This window comes from Gaiella occulta (assembly GCF_003351045.1).
GTDB lineage: Bacteria > Actinomycetota > Thermoleophilia > Gaiellales > Gaiellaceae > Gaiella > Gaiella occulta.
This window is the reverse complement of the sequence record NZ_QQZY01000004.1, coordinates 194,829-212,176: the sequence shown is the minus strand read 5'-3', so window position 1 is coordinate 212,176 and position 17,348 is coordinate 194,829. Positions and strand designations below refer to the sequence as shown.

Sequence of the window (17,348 nt, the reverse complement as noted above, 5' to 3'; positions counted from 1 at the left end):
GCCCGCGCAACAAGGGGGGCGCCCTGGAAACGGGGAAGGGCGGCGAATCGCTCGCCGCCCTTCTCGCCAGCCTCAGCCGCAGGATGATTGCCGTCAGTCCCCGACCAGAAGCGTGTCTCCTGTATCGGCAGCGGCGGGCGGAGCTTGAGCGCCGCATACGGAGAGAGGGCCGCCGCCGACCCTCTCCCCTCGCAGACCCCACCGCGGGGCCGTATCGCTCACCTGCGCGTCCGCCGCATCGTCGCGCTCGATGAGATGACCCCAGTATCCGCATGCGCGGCCGGTTCACCTATCACCCACCCGGAGTTGACCGCTGTGCTTGACTCGACGCGATGGATCTCGTCGAGCGTCTGCGCAGCGGCCCGCCGATCGTGGCGGACGGCGGCATGGGCGCGCTCATCGGGGGCGCCGTCCAGCGGCTGCGCTGCCCCGAGGAGGCGAACCTGCGGGCCCCCGAGAGCGTCGTCGCCGTGCACGCGAGCTACATCCGCGCCGGCGCGGAGCTGATCGAGACGAACACGTTCGGCGCCAACCGCCGCAAGCTCGCCTCCCACTTCCTCGAGGGCGACTTCGAGGCGATCAACTCTGCGGGGGTGCGCCTCGCGCGCGAGGCGAGAGACGTGTCGGGCCGCGAGGTGCTCGTCGCCGGAGCGATCGGCCCGCTCGGCGAGCTCGAGCTGCTCGACGCGTCGGAGCACGGGGCGCTGTACGCGGAGCAGGCGCGGATCCTCGAGGGCCGTGGCGTCGACCTGTTCATGGTCGAAACCTTCTTCGACCTCGAGGACCTCGTCGTCGCCGTGCAGGCGGTGCAGAGCGTGTCGGCGCTCCCGATCGTGGCGCTCCTGACCTTCGACGAGGAGGCCGAGACGTCGGGCGGCGTCGGTGCCGCCGACGCGGCGCGGCGCCTGGCGGGGCTGGGGGTGGCGGCGATCGGGAGCAACCACGGCGCCGGGCCGCAGGCGACGCTGGCCGCGATCGACGCGATGCGCGGCGCGCAGGTGCCGGTCGCGGCGCTGCCCAACATCGGTCTCGCGAGCCTGTCCGGCGGCCGGGTCGTGTACCCGCACTCGAGCCCCGACTACTTCGCGGAGTTCGCCGCGCAGGCCGCGGCGCTCGGGGCGCGCATCATCGGTGGCTGCTGCGGCACGACGCCGGCGCAGATCGAGGCGATCCGCGGCGCACTGGACGAGGGGCGGGCGCCGCGCGTCGTCTTCGAGGCCGGCGAGCCGGCACTCGCCGCGCCTCCCGCGGCGGACGCGGTGGAGACCGGGCTCGCTCGCGCGCTGCGCTTGGGCGAGTGGGTCGTCAGCGTCGAGCTCGACCCGCCGAAGGGCGGCACGAACGACGCCATGATCGACGTCGCGCGGGCGCTGCGCGCATCGGGCCACGTGGGCTTCGTCGACGTGAACGACAACCCGATGGCGCGCGCGCGCATGAACGCGCTGATGGCGTCGATCGCGATCCAGCGCGAGGCCGGCATGGAGACGATCCCGCACGTGACCCCTCGCGACACGACCGTGATGGGCCTCGAGGGCATCCTCCTCGGCGCCCACGCGGAGGGTGTCCGCAACATCCTCGCGGTCACCGGCGACCCACCGCAGGTCGGCGACTACCCCGGTTCGCGCGGCGTCTACGAGGTCGACTCGATCGGGCTCGTACAGCTGCTCGCCCGCCTCAACCAGGGGGAGGATTACGTCGGCAAGACGATCGACCAGCCGACGTCGTTCTTCGTCGGCGTGGCGGTGAACCCGTCGGCGCACGATCTCCCGCTCGAGGTCGACCGCTTCGAGCGCAAGGTCGCCGCGGGCGCGCGGTTCGCCATGACCCAGGCGCTGTTCGACGTCGCGCATCTCGACGCGCTCCTCGACCGTTACGGCGGGCAGCCGCCCGTACCGCTGCTCGTCGGCGTCTGGCCGCTGCGCTCGCACACGATGGCGCTGCGCCTGCACAACGAGGTGCCCGGCATCTCGGTGCCGGAGCGGGTGCTCGACGCGCTCCGCGACGCGGGCGCCGGCGCGCCCGCCGTCGGGCTCGCGCTGGCGCGCGAGCTCGTCGAGCAGGTGCGCGAGCGGGCCGCGGGGATCTACGTGATCCCGCCGTTCAAGCGGCCCGAAGCGGCGCTCGAGCTGTTCTCAGGCTAGCCTCGAGCGCGGCGAAGGCGTCGCGGCCGAGCTTCGTCCCGACGTCGGCCTGCATCAGCCCGAGCGCGGCGGCGGTCGTCATCGCGACGCGGTAGGGCCGTTCGGCGGTGAGTGCCTCGAAGATGTCCGCCACGACGAGCACGCGCGCCGCCGGCGGGATCTCGTCGCCGCGCAGCCCGAGGTGATAGCCGGAGCCGTCGAGCTTCTCGTGGTGGGCGGCGGCGACGGCGGCGAGCCCGTCGAGGTGCGGGATGCGCCCGAGGATCTCGGCCGTGAACGCGGGGTGCCTCTCGATCGCCGCCCGCTCGTCGTCATCCAGGCGGCCGGGCTTGTCGAGGATTCGGTTCGAGATGGCGAGCTTGCCGATGTCGTGCAGCAGGGCGGCGCGGCGCAGGTCGCGCAGCTCGTCGGCGTCGAGGCCGAGCTCGCGACCGGCTCCGCCGGCGAGCTCGGCAACACGCTCGGAGTGGCGGAAGGTGAACGGCGACTTCGCGTCGATCACGAGCGCGAACGCCTCGGCGACACGGTCGAGCCGTGTGTCGTCGGCGGCGAGGACGAGGCTCTGCGGCTCGAGTCCGGCGACGAGCAGGCGCACGTCGCCGTCGCCGAGCATGTCCCAGAAGGCGTCGTCGTCACGGAAGCGCTCCGCCGCGCGCACGAGCTCCGGGTCGAACCAGCGTCCGGCGCGGCCGTGGGCGACCTCGTAGGCGGCGTCGCGCCCGTTCGCCGAGTGGAACACCTCGACGACCTGGGCGAGGTTGAGGATGCGGGCGAGCTGCGGGATCGCCTCGCCGGCGAGACCCGCGGGATGGCCGCGTCCGTCCCAGTGCTCGTCGAGGCAGCGGATCGCGTCCGCCGTCTCGCTCGGCAGGTCGAGCATCTCCGCGATGGCGGCGCCGCGCTCGCAGCGGATCTGCGTCATCTCCTTCGCTGCGCGCGGGCCGCGCGCCAGCGCGCCGACGGCGTTCGCGACGCGGCGCGGGCCGCGCCCGCCGACGTTGTCCCACACGTAGCGCATCGCCGCGGGCACGCGGCTGTGGTCGACGAGCTTGACGTTTCGCTTCGCCTCGTGGTCGTCGGCGGCGAAGAGGGCCGATACCTTGGCGGCGTTCGACGAGCAGCCGGCGTCCTTCAGCAGGAGGCCGTAGAAGAGCGCGGAGCGGGCCTCGACGGCGAGCCCGATCTCGTCGGCGAGGCGCATGCCGATGACGCAGCTGCGGACAGCGTGGCCGATCGCCTGGCCTTCGGCGACGTCGAGCGCGTACGACAGCGCGGAGACGACCTCCGAGAGGCGCAGGTCCGCGGGGGTCGGGGGCTGTGAGGAGGCCACTCGTCACCTATTCGGCTGCGCGGCGCTGCCGGCGCACCCCGATCGGGGGGTTTGTCGCTCAGCGCTCGACGCAGGCGGTGTGCAGCGGCGTGTCGCCCGCCTTCGCGAGCGCCGCGCCGACGAACGCCGCCGGCACGCCGTAGCCTCCGTCGGCGCCGACGCGCCGGGCGAACACCATCGTCACGACCTTGCCCGCGGCGTCGACCACCGGCCCGCCGGAGTTGCCGCTGCGGATCGTGCCGCGGATCGTCGTCACGACCCGGCTCGTCGGGAAGCGGCCGTAGGCGTCGCGGCCGACGATCGGCACGATCTTGCCGACGCGCACGGGCGTCTCCGTGTACGGCCCGTTGCTCGGGTAGCCGAGCATCCCTGCCGCGGCGCCCGCCGCGGCGGCGCCGAGAGGAAGCGGACGGGCGCGCAGCCCCGGGACGCGCAGCACGGCCACGTCGTTGGTGCGGTCGAAGAACACGACGCGGGCGGGGAGGACGGTGCCGCCGCCGTTGCGGTCGACGCGCGGCCGGTCGACACCTGCCACGACGTGGGCGTTCGTGACGACGGTCTCCGCTGCGGCCACCCAGCCGGAGCCCTCGATGCCGAGCCCGCACGCGTCGCCGACGACGCGCACGACGCTGAGCGCGGCCCCGTTCACGCCGGCGGAGCCGAGCACCGCCGGGTCGGGCGGGCCGACGCCGGCGTCGGGGCCGGCGAGCGCGGCGAAGGGATCGACGCGGGCGAGCGTGTCGAGCAGCCTCGCGGGCGGCAGCTCGCGGTTGAGCGTGGAGAGGATGCGCGACTCCTGGGCGTAGCGGCGCAGCTCGGTCTGGCCGGGGACGTACAGGAGCACGGCGCCGGCGACCCAGCAGACTGCGAGACCCGTGACCGCGCCGAGCATGCTGCCGCCGACGCTGTCGAACACGCGCAGCGGCGGGATCACGAGCAGGCCGCGCCGCAGGTGACGGCCGAGCATGACGCCGACCGACTGCCCGACCGCGGCGAGCAGCACCGCGCCGGCGAGCGCGGCGAGCGGCAGCCAGCGCGACCGCTCGGCGCCGAGGACGTCCGACCCGACGCGCGCTCCGATGACGGCGCCGCCCGCGAGCCCCGCAAGCGAGAGCACGCCCGTGACGAGACCGCGCCGAAGCCCGGCCAGGGCCGAGAGCGCGACGATCGCAAGCGCAATCAGGTCGACGGTGTACACGCCTCGACAGTTTCGCCCCGCGCGGCGGCTGCCCTGCGCCGCCCGCGCTCGGAGCGCGAGCGGAGCGCCCCCGCAGAGGGGGCGCCGCAGCCGGGAGCCGCCGCTACAATCCCACGGCCCACGGGGGCGTAGTTCAGTTGGTTAGAACGCCGGCCTGTCACGCCGGAGGTCGCGGGTTCGAGTCCCGTCGCTCCCGCTATTGTCACCCCGCCTATTACGAGGGCGGTTGAGCCGTTCGGCCGCCTTGAAATAGCGGACGAACGGCGCGCGCGGCCTGACGGCGACGACGATCCCGCCGTCCTGCCAGACTCGGTCGAAGAGGCTTGCGAGCAGTTTCCGCCGTTCGGCCGGCGAGGGCTCGGTCTGCCAGAAGCGTGCGAAGTCGGAGAGCAGCGCCTCGGCTTGCTCGAGGCGTGGGTCGAGCGGCGGCGATGTCCGCTCGAGCTCTTCCTGGAGCGCCTGCCGTCTGAGCACGTATTGGCTCTTGGTGAGGTCGCCGAGTACGTAGAGGTCGCGGAGCCGGTCGAGCTGGCCATGCAGCTCGCGCCGGCGCTCGGCGTTGTCGCCTCCGTTGTCCTGCGCCTCGGTGCGGAGTGCGGCGAGTATGTGCGCTCGCAGCTGCGTGTCCGTCTGGAAGTCGCGCATCCAGTCGACGAGCTGATCTTCGAGCGGTTCTGCTTTGACGATTGGCTGGTCGCAGTCGGGCGAGTAGCGGCGGGTCGAGCAGATGTAGCGGCGGATGCCGGCGCGCGAGCCGCGCGTCCCGTGCATCCGAGAGCCGCACCGCTCGCAGTGGAGGAGCTTGCGCAGCAGGTAGTCCTCCAAGGGCCTGCCGGGCTTGACGACGCGCGTGCGCCAGGCGCGGATCTCCTGCACGCGCTCGAACAACTCCTCCGCAACGAGCGTCTCGTGCAGCCCGCGGACGGAGCGGTCCTTGCTGCGTAGCCCGCAGACGTAGCCGCAGTAGGCGGCGTTGACGAGCATCTCGCGGACGGTGTCCTTGCCGAAGGCGCGCCCACGCGCCGTCCGCGCGCCCTTGGCGTTCAGCCACGCCGCGAGGGAGACAGTCCCTCCGGCGCTACGCGCCTCCGGGACTGCCCGGCGCTCCAAACCAGCTACCTGTCAACGCCGGACCGGGGAGCGGGGCAGATGTCGACCTTCGGCACTCAACCCTCCTCCTACGACTTTGAAGCGCGCGAACAATATCGGGCGCAACCGCGGTTCCTCGCGCAGCTCCGCGCCCAGGCTAGCGACGACGCCGCCATTTCATCGCCCGCTCGTCCCAAAGGTCAAGGTCGGGCACGTCAGCAAGAACCGGGTCGAGAAAGGCCGCAGCGTCCCGATGCCCCGACGCCAGGCCTGCGTCCAGGCCGACCTCCCCCGCCAGTACGCGATAGGGCTGCGCCCAGTCGGCGGGAGGTGCTGGTAGCGACGTGGGCAGCTCGTGCGTCTCGCGCTCGCCGAACGTTCTGGCGATCGCGTCCCGTAACCGACCGTACTCAAAGGAGGCAAGCTCGCTCATGAGGACGAGGTCGATCAGATCCTTGACGCGCGAGCTCGGCCGATCGTCGCCGTAGCGGCGGGTATAGGCGTGCAGCTTCTCGGCGATGTGTCGCTCCAGCGGGACGGCTGGAACCTCAACTGGCTCGATCTCGGCGAATGAGAGAAGGTCGTTCGTGGTGAGCGTGTCGCGCTCGTCGACGAGCGATGACCGCAGGCCGACATCAAGGAGAAACGTCTCGAACGGTCGACCAGCGAGGCTCGCTGTGACGCGGGAGCGGTGGCTGCCGCCAAGGCGCTCCGGCGCCATTCCTGTTCGCTCGATGCCGAAGGTGAAGAAGTCGTCGCCGCTGACGCCGGCAGCCTCGATCAGCGTCTCTGCAAGTTTCTCCTCGTCCGCCTGCCAATCGAGGTCCACGTCCCGAGTGGCTCTTGCGCGATCGGCAAGGCGGAGGTCGAGCGCGAAGCCGCCTTTCAGCAGCCAGTCTCCCGGAGCAACCTCGTTGAGGCGGGCCAGAAGCCGATCGAACGCAACGCGCTTGCGATCGCGGGCGAGACGTGCACCGTCTCCAGCAGCGCGCGCACGCAGCCGTTGCTCGAGAGCTTGCCGGAACGCCGCCGCGTCGCCGTACCTCACGCCGCATGCTCCGCGAGTACGCGATCGATGAATTGGCGGACACGGTTGGAGCGGTCGTCGGCCGCGGAACGCAGTCGACGAGGCGTCGTCAGACCGCGCTCGAGCGCCTGTCCAATCGCAAGCTCGATCTGCTCCGGCTGCGTTCCTGCTTCGAGCGAGTCGACGATCGTCCGTTCGGGGGTAGTCGCGAGGACGCCGTCGACGCGCCTGACCTCGTTGGGACTCGGTGCCTGCGTGAGCATGTGGAACTTGACACCGGCTCTGGGACGCCGGCCGCGCTTCTCGCGCGGAAGGGTGATGTGAACCGCGTTCGGGATGACATCGGACAGCTCGTACAGCTCGAGCGCACTTTCGTGGGAGACAACCGCCGGTGCCGGCAGGTCGAGCCACGCGGCGACGACGTGCTCGTGCGGACTCGACGGAAAGTGGCGCAGCCGGTAGAGCCCGCGCCGAACGCGCTCGTAGCGCCCACCGGGACGGGCATGGTGAAGGAGGGTGCTTCGGTCCATCCCTGTCTGGAGGGCCTGCTCGGCCGTGAAATAGCCTGCCTGCGACTCGGCAAGCCGATAGAGGCTGTCGTGGTCGATCCTGTCAGACATATGAGGGATATTAACCCTCAAACGTCGGACACGACCCTGGCCGCTCCCGTCCGAGGTTCATCCCATACTCGTGCCGCGCCGATATCGACGCGTTGTCAGGAAAGGCGGCACAGCCATGGGGTCTGGATGGGGCGGAAAGCTCCGAGTCTCCCGTGGAACGCCGTGGAGTGGCGTCCGCCACCCTGAAGGAAGTCCCTGCTGATCTCTTCAGGGTGTTCGCGTGGGGGATCGTGTTTCCCTTTGCGGCGCCTGTCACGCCGGAGGTCGCGGGTTCGAGTCCCGTCGCTCCCGCCTTTGTCACCCCGCCTGCTACGAGGCGGTCGAGTCGTTCGGCCGCCTTGCAATAGCGGACCAACGGCGTGCGCGGCCTGACGGCGGCGACGATCCCCCGTCAGGCCAGACTTCGGTCGAAGAGACTTGCGAGCAGTTCCGCTCTTCGGCCGGCTTGGCGAATCTACCGCTCCGGTACAGCCTTATGAGGTGGAAGGAAAGCGCGGGTCGGTGCGGATCGCTTCGAACGCGGGGTCGCTCTGCGCCTGATCGTGCAGCGCCTTTCTCCCGGCGATGGCAGCCGCTAGATGGTCGAGTGCGTCGTCCGTCCGGCCCGCCCCCGCTTCCCAATTCGCGAGGCGGTAGAGCAGCATGCGATGGTCTGGGTGGTGCTCCAGTCCCCGCTTCAACTCATCGATAGCACCCTCATGGTCGCCCGCGTTCCCGCGCGCGCGTGCGACGTAGACGAACTCCCAGGGCCCGACCGTGTAGGGCGCCCCGCGTTTGCCGCCGATTGCCACGATGGTCGTCTCGGGCCCTTCCGCGACCGCCGATCGGTCGACGGCCGGGTCGCGCACGAAGATGATCGTTCCGGCGGGCGCGTCGACCTTGTCGCCGCCGAGCGTGAACGCGGCTCTACCGCTGACGACGACGTATGCCTCTTCGTGCTGTCGCGCCTCTTCGGTGTGACGCTCGATCACCTCCTCTCCAGCGTGCGCGCTGAAGGCGTTGATCCCGAACGCGCCGATCCCGAAGTAGCGTCGCACCGGTCTCCAGGGAACCATCCCCGGCGCGGCAACGGCATCGATCTCCGACAGCAGCGCCCGCTCCCAGCCTCTCACCGCTCCGGCACCGCTGCTCGAAACGGCCATCAGACGAGCAGCTCGTAGCCGTGCTCCTTGACGATCGCCTTGAGCGTCTCGATCGCCTCCGGCGTCGGCTCCTCCTCGGAAGGTGGCGGGAGGGTGCGGCTTCGGGCGGGTTCGCTGGTCTTCCTGAGCACATCTTCGAAGCCTCCTGGCACCAAGATGAACAACATCCGGCAGCCGGGCTCGCCGACGGTGTAACGGTGCGGAATGCCGCGCGGGGCGAAGACATAGTCGCCCGCGTGCGCCTCGATCGTGGCGTCTCCGACCTCGAACGTCACATCGCCCTCGAGGATCCAGAAGGCCTCGTCGTCCCTGTGGTGGATGTGCAGCGGCGCCTCGCCGACGGGTTCGGTGACCTCGACGATCGTCAGCTGGCCACCGGTATCCGCCGCTGTTGCCTTGAGCACCGCAAGGCCGCCGAACCACCAGCGGGCCTCGCCCTCGTGGCTGTGGACCGCAAGGGGCTTGAGAGCCTGCGGCTCAGTTGTCTGCTGCATCTTGCTCCTCCTTTGTGGGCGGGTCGTCAAGTGTCAGGAGCGCGATTGCGTACCGCCAGACGCCGTCGCTCCCGCGGCGTACCACGTTGACACCGCGGTCCGCGACGACGAGGGCGGTGTCACGCGCCTGGAGGACCTGCCGCAGCTCGGCTACATAGGTGCGGCCGTCTTCCCAGATCCATCTGGCGACCCGTGCGATCTCGTCTGGGCCGCGCGCGTGGCATTGATCGCGCGCCGCGAGCACCGCTCCGTCCTCGAAGAGCAGAGCCAGCGCCTCCCCGTCGTGGGTCACGAACGCGTCCTCCAGCAGCGTCTCGAGCTCCTCTGGTGTCCGCGCTCCCGCCCTCATCGGAGAGCGACGTTAGCCCGGGCAGCGAGGCGTGTCTCTGCCAGAAAGCTGGTATTTCCGCCTCGCCCGGCGCGGGCGTAGCATCCGCACGTGGGCGCGTATGCGAAGGAGCGAGCCGGGGAGCGGATTGCAGCGCTCGCCGGACAGGGTCTTGACCTGCCGACGTTCTGGCGCGAGTCGACCGAGGCCGTCGCAGCCGCCGTGCCGCACTACATGTCGCCCTGCTGGTTCACGCTCGACCCGGCGTCGTTGCTCGTCACGAGCCACTACCAGGCCGAGCTTTTTGAGCTGCCGCCGGAGTGGATGGCCCAGGAGTACTACGAGGACGACTTTCACAACCTCACGAGCGTCGTGCGCTCCGAGCGCGGCGTCTCCACGCTGCACGAAGCAACCGGCGGCAACCCCAGCTCTAGCGCGCGCTGGCACGCGAACATGGAGTACGGCGGTGACCAGGAGCTGCTGCTCGCCCTGCGGACACGAGCGGGCGAGGCGTGGGGTGTCGCCGGCCTGTATCGGGAGCCCGGGCAGCCGCAGTTCGATCAGGAGGAGCTCGAGTTCCTGCGCGCCGTCTCGACATACCTCGCCGAGGGCGCCCGCCGGGGGCTGCTGGTCGGCGAGGCGGCGGATCCCGAGGGGCCGGGCGCGCCGGGGCTCGTCGTCCTCAATGAAAACTGGAGCGTCGAATCGCTGACGCCCGGCACGGAGCGCTGGCTCGGCAAACTGCCGGATGGCGACTGGGACGGTCAGAACAGGCTTCCTCCTTCGGTGCTCGCCGTGGCCGGTCGCGCGCTGCGTACCGCCGACGGGCAGGAGGTGGCGGGGGAGGTCGCGGTCGCGCGGGTGCTCTCGCGCGACGGTCGGTGGATCGTGCTTCACGGAGCCTCGCTCGTGGCGGGCGGCGCGCGGCGGGTGGCCGTCATCATCGAACCCGCGCACCCTGCCCGGATCACGCCCTTGCTCATCGCCGCTTACGGGCTGACTCCGCGCGAGGAGGAGGTCACCCGGCTGGTTCTGCAGGGCGACTCGACGGCGCAGATCGCGGACGCCCTCTTCGTGTCACCTCACACGGTGCAGCAGCACCTGAAGAGCGTGTTCGAGAAGACCGGCGTTCGGAGCCGGCGCGAGCTCGTCGGCAAGCTGTTCTTCTCGCACTATGAGCCGCGTCTGCGCGACAACGAACGGCGCATCATCGCGGGCCAGCCGGTGCGCGGAGGTCCGGTGCCTCGAGAAGCGGCGTAGCCCTCCTGGCCGCCACAACTACCCCGCCGCCCTCCCCAGTAGCTCAGCGAATCTCGATGGGGTGACAATCGCGGGTTCGAGTCCCGTCGCTCCCGCCTTCGAAACCGCCTGTAAGTTCAGTAGATGCGCGAGCCGCGAGTCATGGCACTGCGCCGCCCCGATGTCTGTGTTGCCTGTGGCTCTGCGCTCGATGCGGGTTCGCGGGCGGAGTGGAACCCGAGCCTGAAGGCGATCACCTGCCTCGCCTGCGTGGAGAAGCGCACCGCAAGTGAACCGGACCCAGCATCGGTCGAGCAGCGTTCGTCGCCGACCTCCTTCGAACGGGGTACTCCCGGGGCCTCGGCCAGACGCAAGTACGAGAAGCTCCACGACCGGCGCGAGGAGCATGCGAAGCAGAAGCTCGGCCGTCGCATCGGCGGCGTCTATCTCGCTCTCTCGACCGAACCGCAGTCCACACGCGCGTGGGGTATCGGCAGCAAGGGCGAACGGCGTCTTGGCGAGTACCTGGAGTCGATCCACGACGAGTCGCGGGTCATCGTCCTGCACGACCGCAGGATCCCGGGTTCGAAGGCGAACATCGACCACATCGCGGTCTGCCGCAACGGCATCTACGCCATCGACGCGAAGAACTACGCGGGCAAGGTGCAGCGGATCGACAGGGGCGGCTGGTTCTCGACAGATCTGCGGCTCTACGTCGGACGCCGGGACTGCACCAGGCTCGTCGGTGGGATGGGGAAGCAGATCGAGGCGATCCGATCCGCGCTCGGGGAAGCCGTCGTCCAGGAGTTCGAGATCGATGTGAAGGCCGCGCTCTGCTTCGTCGATGCTGAATGGTCGCTGTTCGCGAAGCCGTTCCGGCTCAACGAGGTCTGGGTCGGCTGGGCCAAGGCGCTCGGCGAGCAACTGCTCGCGGACGGCCCGCTCGCAGGTGAGCACCTGATCACGCTCGCTCGGCGCGTTGCGGCCGCGCTACCTCCCGCCTAGCATTTCGGTGATCCGCAGCCGAGCGAGCCGGCCTGTCGTTCTCCCTTTTCGGTACTGGCTGCGCCCACTCCTGGCTGTTGTTCCGAACGGGATTCGAATCGGAATTGGAACTGGACTTGACCCGTCTATGCGGAGCTCCGCATAGGCTGGAGAAGCCCGTAACGCCAACGGCACGCCAACCGCTCATGGCGGTGCCCAGTGGCGGCCCTCCACCGGACGCGGGCCCTCGTCCGTGCGAGCCTCGCTTCGTAGTCGGTCGCCTCTTGCGATGTACGGACGATGTGTGTACAGCTCGGTGCATGAGCAAGGTCAAGGAGCGCTGGGACTTCCGCGTCGATCCGGAGACAGACCGCCTCGTCCGGCAGGCGGCGCAGACCGCGGAGCGGACGCTGACCGACTTCGTCGTCGACGCGGCAGCCGTCGAGGCTGAGCGGCTGCTCGCCGACCGGCGGGAGTTCGTCCTCGAGCCCGAGCGGTGGGAGCGGTTCGTCGCGCTGCTCGACCGCTCGCCGCAGGACAACCCGGGCCTCGAGAAGCTCTTCTCCAAGCCGAGCGTCTTCAGCGCCGACTAGCCGGTGGCCTACCGGCGCCCCGAGCCGCTCGGGAAGCACCACCGCCTCGACCAGTTCGACTGCGGCGAGCAGGCGCTCGACAAGTGGCTCCGGCGGCACGCACGCGGCGCGCACGCCTCAGGCTCCGCCCGCGTGTTCGTCACGACGCTCGAGGACGGACAGACGGTCGTCGGCTACTACGCGCTCGCGGCCGCGCAGGTCGCCCCGGAAAACGCCGCCGCGCGAGCGCTCAAGGGCCAGCCTCGGGCGAGGCCGGTAGCGGCGATCCTGCTCGCCGGGCTCGCTGTCGACCGCGGGCACCAAGGCGCCGGCCTCGGCCGCTCGCTGCTCCAGGACGTCCTGCTCCGATGCCTGGAGGCGGCGGAGGCGATCGGCGCTCGCGTCCTCCTCGTGCACGCCACGCACGACGCCGCGGAGGCGTGGTACATGCAGTACGGCTTCGAGGAGTCGCCGACCGACCCGCTTCACCTCATGACGTTGCTGGAGGACGTGCGAGCGTCTCTGAAGCGGCACGGCGTCGAAGGGCGGTCGGCCGAGCCCCTCTGAGACGGTTCCCGGACGGTCAACCGACGGAGCCCCGGTGCCCGGGGAGCCACCCGCGGAGAGCCTGCCGGCGTCCTCAGCTAGCGACGACCGACCGGAAGAAGAAGTCGAGCATCGCGTCCAACGGGGCAGCATCTCGCCGCAGCCGGCTGCGAAGCGCGGCGCCCTCCCAGCAGTCCACCAGCAGGCTCGCCATGCGCCGCGCATCCGAACCAGCCGGGATCTCGCCTCGCTGCCGTGCCTCGTCGAGGCAGACGGTCAACTGCTCGACGATCTCGGAGAAGCACTCCTCGATCTTGCGCCGGAACACCTCGCTGACACCCGACAGCTCCTGGCCGAGCCCGCCGAGCAGGCAGCCCATGTACCCCTCTTCCCGGTAGTGCTCCTGTGTCGTCTCGAAGAAGGAACGCACGCGCTCGAGCGGGGGCCGGCTCGTGTCTCCAAGGCAGCCGTCGAGAGCGTCGTGCACCCCTCGCATGTACTGGTCGACGACCTGGAGCGCGAAGTCCTCCTTGTCCTCGAAGTGGTGGTAGAACGATCCCTTCGGGACGCCCGTCGCCGCGAGCAGCGCCTGGATGCCGAGGTCGTTGTACCCGTGCGCGAGGAGCATGGGAAGGCCCGCGTCGAGCAGGCGCTGCTTGGTCACGTGCATCACCTGCATTGTCGCCATCGCAGCGGATCGCGGCTCGACGCGGGCCCTCGGGCCCTCTAGCCGCCGACCTTCGCGATCATGTGGTCGATCACGTGGCTGTGCTCCCGCTGCGGACTGAACATCACGATCTCCGCGTCGGCGTCGACCTTGACGTTGTGCCCGGGCGGCCAGTGGAACAGGTCCCCGGCCTCGACCGTCTCACGCGCGCCATTCGCATCGGTCGTCGTCAGCTGTCCGTGCAGCACGAAGCCCCAGTGGGGGCACTGGCAGAGGTCGCCCTCCAGGCCCTCGAAGAGCGGTGTCGTGTCGACGCCGGCGGAGAGCGAGAAGTACTCGCCGCTGAGCGTGTCGAAGCCGCTCACGTCGCCGAACCCCGTCTGCTGACGGATCACGGCGCCCGGAATCTCCAACCGCACGTCGACCTTCTCCTTCGCTATCCGCATGGCCGTCCTCTCCTCTCGACGATTGACTAGACCGTTCGGTCTAGTCAGCGACGCTACACGGGTCGGCGACCGGCCGCAAGTGCGCCGTCCCGCAACCCGCGACCAGAAGCCCGTACGGATCAACATGGCGAAGAAGACGCACGGCACGACCGCGAGCGGCGTGCCGATCACGGATGAGCTGGTTGCCGAGCTGGCCGAGAAGGCCGAGGCCGGGTATGGCGTCGACGAGATCCTGCGCCGCCGAGGCGGGCGCCCACCGATCGGCTCAGTCGCCGCGACCGTCGAGTCTGTCCGGCTCGATCCCGACCTGCGAGAGGCGCTCTCCCGGCGCGCGGAACGCGATCACGAGACCACATCGTCCGTGATCCGCAAGGCGCTGCGCGAGTACCTCGATGTCGCCTGACGACAGGGGACGCGGGCCCAGCGCCATCGGCTCGGGAAGACGCAGCTTCGGCGCAAGAGGAGCGTTGCCCGATAGGGACACAACGCGATCGGGCCTGGATGGGGTGGAAACCTCGGGGAGAAGCGTGCCACCCCGAGAGCCGGAGCTTCTCGCTCTGTTGAATCACCTTCTGAACGGGCATTTCGGACCCGGACGAGCGGAACCGCCGTTCCGTAGTCCATCCGGACTCTCTCTACGGCTTCCTCGACTGCACTCGCATTCTGGAGCGCACGCCGCACGGGGCAACAACGTCGCCCGTCCGGCCTTCAGAGGCCGAGGATGAGGCCGAGCGCCTCGTCCACGGCGCGCAGCTCGCCCGCGTCGAGGCGCCCCGCCGGCCGGCCGAGGCGCCGCGGGTCGACCACGGTCGTCTGTTCGACGAGAACACGCGTCTCGCGTCCGCCGATCGTGATCGCCGGGCGGAAGCTCGCCGGCCGCGCGCTCGCCGAGGTTGGCGCGACGAGCGTGGTGCTGAGCTCGAGGAACTCGTCGGCCTGCACGATCACCGCGTAGCGGGCACCGCGCTGTTCATGGCCGCGCGCTCCGCGCCGCGGGGGCAGGTGGAAGACCTCGCCGCGGACCATCTCAGCCCGGCGAGCGTGGCGCCAGCTCGGCCAGCTGCTCCCGGACGATCCGCATCTCCTCGCGATCGCCCTCGTCGGCCGCCACGCGCCGCACCTCCTCGCGAAGCGCCGAGCGGACGCGCCGGCGGGCAGCGGCCTCGCGCAGCGCCGTGCGCACCGCGTCCGAATCCGTCATCTCGCCGGCGCGAACGACCTCGAGCGCGGCGGCGGAAGCATCGTCGAGGCGAACGTGCAGCGAACGGGGCATCCACCAAGCGTAGCACGAATCATGCTACGCTGCGGCCACCCGCGGCCCAGGATCGGGACGACAATCGACGCAACCACGCGGCTTGCGGACAGCACTGTCCGAGAAGTACCTGCGAACGCGGGCAGGACCGCCGGGTACCGGTGGCCGATTCTCGGTCGGCCGCCGGCGGGCAGCAGACACGACGGAGAGATCCTTGACGGGAGATCTGGTTCGACGCATGGTTCGGGCAGCTTCCTCATGGGGTACCTTCTGAATTGAGCACTCGAGCTTTTGCAGCGATGCCGTCTCTGTCCCTAGAGGCCGGCAGTAGTGTGCGTCTCGCATGCGGATAACCCTCATCGAACCTGCCTACCTGATGCCGAGCCTCGTGCGGGCTTTGACGGAGGCCGGATGTCTTGTAGCGCCGCCCACGGACGGTTCGGTCGAGGTGTCCAGTCCTTGGCTGCCGAGCGCGGTGGAGGCCGCTGCGTTCGTTTCTGCTCGCGCCAACGGCTGGGCGGCGCTGCACGGTGCAAGGATCGAGATCGATCCAGCACCGCCGCGCTTCGCGCACCCGATGACACGATCAGGTTCGGGCGGCGGCCGCGTCTGCCAGACCGGCCCCAGCGTGAGCATCGGCGTCCCGGTGTACAACGGCGAGCGCTATCTCGAGCAGGCGCTTGCTTCGCTTGTATCGCAGACGTTCGGAGATATCGAGATCATCGTCTGCGACAACGGCTCCACGGACGCTACCGCGCGCATCAGCCAGGTGTTTGCTCGGCGTGACGAACGGGTTTCCGTGCACCGCTCGGAGGTGAACCGAGGGGCGGCGTGGAACTACAACCGTGCCCTTGCTCTTGCCCGGGGCCGGTACTTCAAGTGGGCCGCGCATGACGACCTCTGCGGCCCAACCTATATCGAGAGGTGTGTCGAGGTTCTCGACAGGGCTCCCATGTCCGTCGTCGTCGCGTACCCCCGTACGGTCATCGTCGATGAGAGCGGGAAACCGGTCGGTACGTACGAGGACGGGCTGGACCTTCGTCAGGCACGGCCGCACGAACGGGTTGCCGTCCTCATCCGCAACCTCGTTCTGAGCAATGCCGTCTTTGGCCTCATGCGCACCGACGTACTGCGGGGAACGCGCGGCCACGGCTCCTACATCTCTGCCGACTACGTGCTTCTGGTCGAGCTGGCGCTCGCTGGTCAGTTCTGGGAGATCCCGGAACCTCTGTTCTTCCGCCGGGCGCACGAGGGCACATCCCGCGCGGCAAACCGCACATCTGCCGAGGTAGCAGAGTGGTTCGATCCTGGAAGCGGCGACGAAAAGACGACCGAGTTCCTCCGTCTCTTCGCCGAGTACCTTCTGGCCATCGAGCGCGCCGACCTGAGCAGGGCCGACAGGCTCGCCGTCTACCGATCCACGGTTCCGCTCTGGCTTCGGCGGTTCCACGGGAGCATGCGCCGCGAGCTGCTCGAGCAGGCTGCTTCCTCGTTGCGCATCAGGAGCCGCAACCGCTCGGCCGAAAGAGAGGACGCGCAGAACCGGATGGCCGTCTCACAGTCGCCCGTCAGGCTTGCCGTCCCTGTGGGAGTGCATGAACTGGTCCGCCGGGTCATCTGGCAGGTGGCTCCCGATTATGCACCGAAGATCGGTATCCACGTTGACCCGACGTTGACCATCGATGCCGATGTCGTGGGGATGGAGACGATCGTCGCGAACCTGATCTCGAACGCCGTGCGGTACGGGGACGTGCCGATCACCGTCTCCGTCGACGCCGGCGACGAGTTCACGCTGACAGTCGAGGACAGCGGACGCGGTGTCGCAGACGCCTTCACGTCTCACCTCTTCGAGGCTTTCGCACGGAGCGAAGAGTCACGCGAGGAGGCGGCAGGGGCTGGACTCGGCCTTGCCGTCGCGCGCATGGCGGCCGAGGCAGCCGGAGGAAGCCTGGTCTACGAGCGCGCTCGAACCGGCGGGGCGTGCTTCCGCCTGGTGTATCCGGGCTCCGTCCTGCGGCGGCACGCGTCCCCGAAGCCTGCCGCCGACCGCCATGCTCCCCAGCCACATGCCGCTCCGCACGCCGACACAGGCATCTACGCCCTTCAACGCGCCGCATAGGACAGGCGCCGGGCGGCCCCGCCAGAGAACAGCAAGATCGGTCAACGACGCCGGCCCCGACCACGGGGAACGCGGGTAGGGCCAGCAGGTACATGAGAAGCACGGACGCTTGTCGGGTCGCCCCAGCCCAGGCGCTGAGCCGCCGGTGGGCGGG

The 17,348-nt window shown here is 69.9% G+C and carries 18 protein-coding genes, 1 tRNA gene and 1 pseudogene; 8 read left to right on the top strand and 12 right to left on the bottom strand.

Annotated elements, in window-relative coordinates; all coding sequences use genetic code 11:
* Positions 1-332 precede the first annotated feature (332 nt).
* Positions 333-2,141: a bifunctional homocysteine S-methyltransferase/methylenetetrahydrofolate reductase gene (locus Gocc_RS09960; protein WP_114796407.1), complete on the top strand. Its 1,809-nt coding sequence runs from the start codon at positions 333-335 to the stop codon at positions 2,139-2,141.
* Here Gocc_RS09960 and Gocc_RS09955 read toward each other — a convergent pair.
* Together Gocc_RS09955 and Gocc_RS09950 are read right to left on the bottom strand one after the other, a co-directional pair.
* Positions 2,101-3,471: an HD-GYP domain-containing protein gene (locus Gocc_RS09955; protein WP_114796406.1), complete on the bottom strand. Its 1,371-nt coding sequence runs from the start codon at positions 3,469-3,471 to the stop codon at positions 2,101-2,103. The genes Gocc_RS09960 and Gocc_RS09955 overlap by 41 nt on opposite strands.
* A 58-nt stretch (positions 3,472-3,529) precedes the next feature.
* Complete coding sequence (locus Gocc_RS09950) at positions 3,530-4,669, bottom strand: MarP family serine protease (protein ID WP_114796405.1); 1,140 nt, start codon at positions 4,667-4,669, stop codon at positions 3,530-3,532.
* Positions 4,670-4,791: 122 nt separating this feature from the next.
* Between Gocc_RS09950 and Gocc_RS09945 the strand changes: the two genes are divergently transcribed.
* A tRNA-Asp gene (locus Gocc_RS09945) sits at positions 4,792-4,865 on the top strand.
* Positions 4,866-5,371: 506 nt separating this feature from the next.
* Here Gocc_RS09945 and Gocc_RS17110 read toward each other — a convergent pair.
* From Gocc_RS17110 to Gocc_RS09910, 6 genes and pseudogenes are all read right to left on the bottom strand, one after another.
* Positions 5,372-5,779, bottom strand: a pseudogene (locus Gocc_RS17110) (recombinase family protein); the annotation flags it as partial.
* A gap of 136 nt (positions 5,780-5,915) precedes the next feature.
* A complete protein-coding gene (locus Gocc_RS09930; RefSeq protein WP_181813555.1) occupies positions 5,916-6,806 on the bottom strand; it encodes a nucleotidyl transferase AbiEii/AbiGii toxin family protein in 891 nt (296 codons plus the stop codon).
* The gene (locus Gocc_RS09925) at positions 6,803-7,405 is read right to left on the bottom strand and encodes a type IV toxin-antitoxin system AbiEi family antitoxin domain-containing protein (RefSeq protein WP_114796404.1); all 603 of its coding nucleotides are present in this window, start codon (positions 7,403-7,405) and stop codon (positions 6,803-6,805) included. The genes Gocc_RS09930 and Gocc_RS09925 overlap by 4 nt, the downstream gene beginning before the upstream one ends.
* A 473-nt stretch (positions 7,406-7,878) precedes the next feature.
* The gene (locus Gocc_RS09920; RefSeq protein WP_114796403.1) at positions 7,879-8,547 is read right to left on the bottom strand and encodes a TPR end-of-group domain-containing protein; all 669 of its coding nucleotides are present in this window, start codon (positions 8,545-8,547) and stop codon (positions 7,879-7,881) included.
* Positions 8,547-9,071: a quercetin 2,3-dioxygenase gene (locus tag Gocc_RS09915; protein ID WP_147281253.1), complete on the bottom strand. Its 525-nt coding sequence runs from the start codon at positions 9,069-9,071 to the stop codon at positions 8,547-8,549. Before Gocc_RS09915 ends, Gocc_RS09920 begins: the two co-directional genes overlap by 1 nt.
* Positions 9,025-9,390: a Cif family virulence factor gene (locus tag Gocc_RS09910; protein ID WP_114796401.1), complete on the bottom strand. Its 366-nt coding sequence runs from the start codon at positions 9,388-9,390 to the stop codon at positions 9,025-9,027. Before Gocc_RS09910 ends, Gocc_RS09915 begins: the two co-directional genes overlap by 47 nt.
* Before the next feature lie 90 nt (positions 9,391-9,480).
* Here Gocc_RS09910 and Gocc_RS09905 point away from each other — a divergent pair, with 90 nt between their 5' ends.
* The 4 genes from Gocc_RS09905 (at position 9,481) to Gocc_RS09890 (ending at position 12,731) form a co-directional block, all read left to right on the top strand.
* Entirely contained in the window at positions 9,481-10,629 is a 1,149-nt protein-coding gene (locus Gocc_RS09905; RefSeq protein ID WP_220150558.1) for a LuxR C-terminal-related transcriptional regulator, read from the top strand.
* 141 nt (positions 10,630-10,770) lie between these two features.
* Positions 10,771-11,613 (top strand): nuclease-related domain-containing protein, encoded by an 843-nt coding sequence (locus Gocc_RS09900; protein ID WP_181813554.1) that lies wholly within the window; start codon positions 10,771-10,773, stop codon positions 11,611-11,613.
* Positions 11,614-11,912: 299 nt separating this feature from the next.
* Positions 11,913-12,185: a type II toxin-antitoxin system TacA family antitoxin gene (locus Gocc_RS09895; RefSeq protein ID WP_181813553.1), complete on the top strand. Its 273-nt coding sequence runs from the start codon at positions 11,913-11,915 to the stop codon at positions 12,183-12,185.
* A 3-nt stretch (positions 12,186-12,188) separates the two neighbouring features.
* On the top strand, positions 12,189-12,731 hold the full coding sequence (locus Gocc_RS09890) for a GNAT family N-acetyltransferase (protein ID WP_114796398.1): 543 nt from the start codon (positions 12,189-12,191) through the stop codon (positions 12,729-12,731).
* 73 nt (positions 12,732-12,804) lie between these two features.
* Here Gocc_RS09890 and Gocc_RS09885 read toward each other — a convergent pair whose 3' ends face one another.
* Together Gocc_RS09885 and Gocc_RS09880 are read right to left on the bottom strand one after the other, a co-directional pair.
* Complete coding sequence (locus Gocc_RS09885) at positions 12,805-13,380, bottom strand: TetR/AcrR family transcriptional regulator (RefSeq protein WP_220150557.1); 576 nt, start codon at positions 13,378-13,380, stop codon at positions 12,805-12,807.
* A 56-nt stretch (positions 13,381-13,436) separates the two neighbouring features.
* Positions 13,437-13,823 carry a cupin domain-containing protein gene (locus tag Gocc_RS09880; RefSeq protein ID WP_114796396.1) on the bottom strand — a complete coding sequence of 129 codons (387 nt, stop codon included), beginning with the start codon at positions 13,821-13,823 and terminating at the stop codon, positions 13,437-13,439.
* On the opposite strand from Gocc_RS09880, the gene Gocc_RS09875 reads away from it, so the two are divergent.
* Positions 13,822-14,226 (top strand): CopG family ribbon-helix-helix protein, encoded by a 405-nt coding sequence (locus Gocc_RS09875; RefSeq protein WP_220150556.1) that lies wholly within the window; start codon positions 13,822-13,824, stop codon positions 14,224-14,226. The two genes, Gocc_RS09880 and Gocc_RS09875, sit on opposite strands and share 2 nt — an antisense overlap.
* Before the next feature lie 305 nt (positions 14,227-14,531).
* Here Gocc_RS09875 and Gocc_RS09870 read toward each other — a convergent pair whose 3' ends face one another.
* Together Gocc_RS09870 and Gocc_RS09865 are read right to left on the bottom strand one after the other, a co-directional pair.
* Positions 14,532-14,849 carry a type II toxin-antitoxin system PemK/MazF family toxin gene (locus Gocc_RS09870; RefSeq protein ID WP_114796395.1) on the bottom strand — a complete coding sequence of 106 codons (318 nt, stop codon included), beginning with the start codon at positions 14,847-14,849 and terminating at the stop codon, positions 14,532-14,534.
* A 1-nt stretch (position 14,850) separates the two neighbouring features.
* Positions 14,851-15,096 (bottom strand): hypothetical protein, encoded by a 246-nt coding sequence (locus Gocc_RS09865; protein WP_114796394.1) that lies wholly within the window; start codon positions 15,094-15,096, stop codon positions 14,851-14,853.
* A gap of 607 nt (positions 15,097-15,703) precedes the next feature.
* Between Gocc_RS09865 and Gocc_RS09860 the strand changes: the two genes are divergently transcribed.
* Positions 15,704-17,194 carry a glycosyltransferase gene (locus Gocc_RS09860; RefSeq protein ID WP_181813552.1) on the top strand — a complete coding sequence of 497 codons (1,491 nt, stop codon included), beginning with the start codon at positions 15,704-15,706 and terminating at the stop codon, positions 17,192-17,194.
* The last annotated feature ends 154 nt before the right edge of the window (positions 17,195-17,348 follow it).

What these genes read in the sequence shown, in the direction of transcription:
- Gocc_RS09960 (WP_114796407.1), top strand. Translation starts at nt 333, where the DNA reads ATGGATCTCGTCGAGCGTCTGCGCAGCGGCCCGCCGATCGTGGCGGAC.
- Gocc_RS09925 (WP_114796404.1), bottom strand. Translation starts at nt 7,405, where the DNA reads ATGTCTGACAGGATCGACCACGACAGCCTCTATCGGCTTGCCGAGTCG.
- Gocc_RS09920 (WP_114796403.1), bottom strand. Translation starts at nt 8,547, where the DNA reads ATGGCCGTTTCGAGCAGCGGTGCCGGAGCGGTGAGAGGCTGGGAGCGG.
- Gocc_RS09910 (WP_114796401.1), bottom strand. Translation starts at nt 9,390, where the DNA reads ATGAGGGCGGGAGCGCGGACACCAGAGGAGCTCGAGACGCTGCTGGAG.
- Gocc_RS09900 (WP_181813554.1), top strand. Translation starts at nt 10,771, where the DNA reads ATGGCACTGCGCCGCCCCGATGTCTGTGTTGCCTGTGGCTCTGCGCTC.
- Gocc_RS09895 (WP_181813553.1), top strand. Translation starts at nt 11,913, where the DNA reads ATGAGCAAGGTCAAGGAGCGCTGGGACTTCCGCGTCGATCCGGAGACA.
- Gocc_RS09885 (WP_220150557.1), bottom strand. Translation starts at nt 13,380, where the DNA reads ATGCACGTGACCAAGCAGCGCCTGCTCGACGCGGGCCTTCCCATGCTC.
- Gocc_RS09875 (WP_220150556.1), top strand. Translation starts at nt 13,822, where the DNA reads ATGGCCGTCCTCTCCTCTCGACGATTGACTAGACCGTTCGGTCTAGTC.
- Gocc_RS09880 (WP_114796396.1), bottom strand. Translation starts at nt 13,823, where the DNA reads ATGCGGATAGCGAAGGAGAAGGTCGACGTGCGGTTGGAGATTCCGGGC.
- Gocc_RS09870 (WP_114796395.1), bottom strand. Translation starts at nt 14,849, where the DNA reads ATGGTCCGCGGCGAGGTCTTCCACCTGCCCCCGCGGCGCGGAGCGCGC.
- Gocc_RS09865 (WP_114796394.1), bottom strand. Translation starts at nt 15,096, where the DNA reads ATGCCCCGTTCGCTGCACGTTCGCCTCGACGATGCTTCCGCCGCCGCG.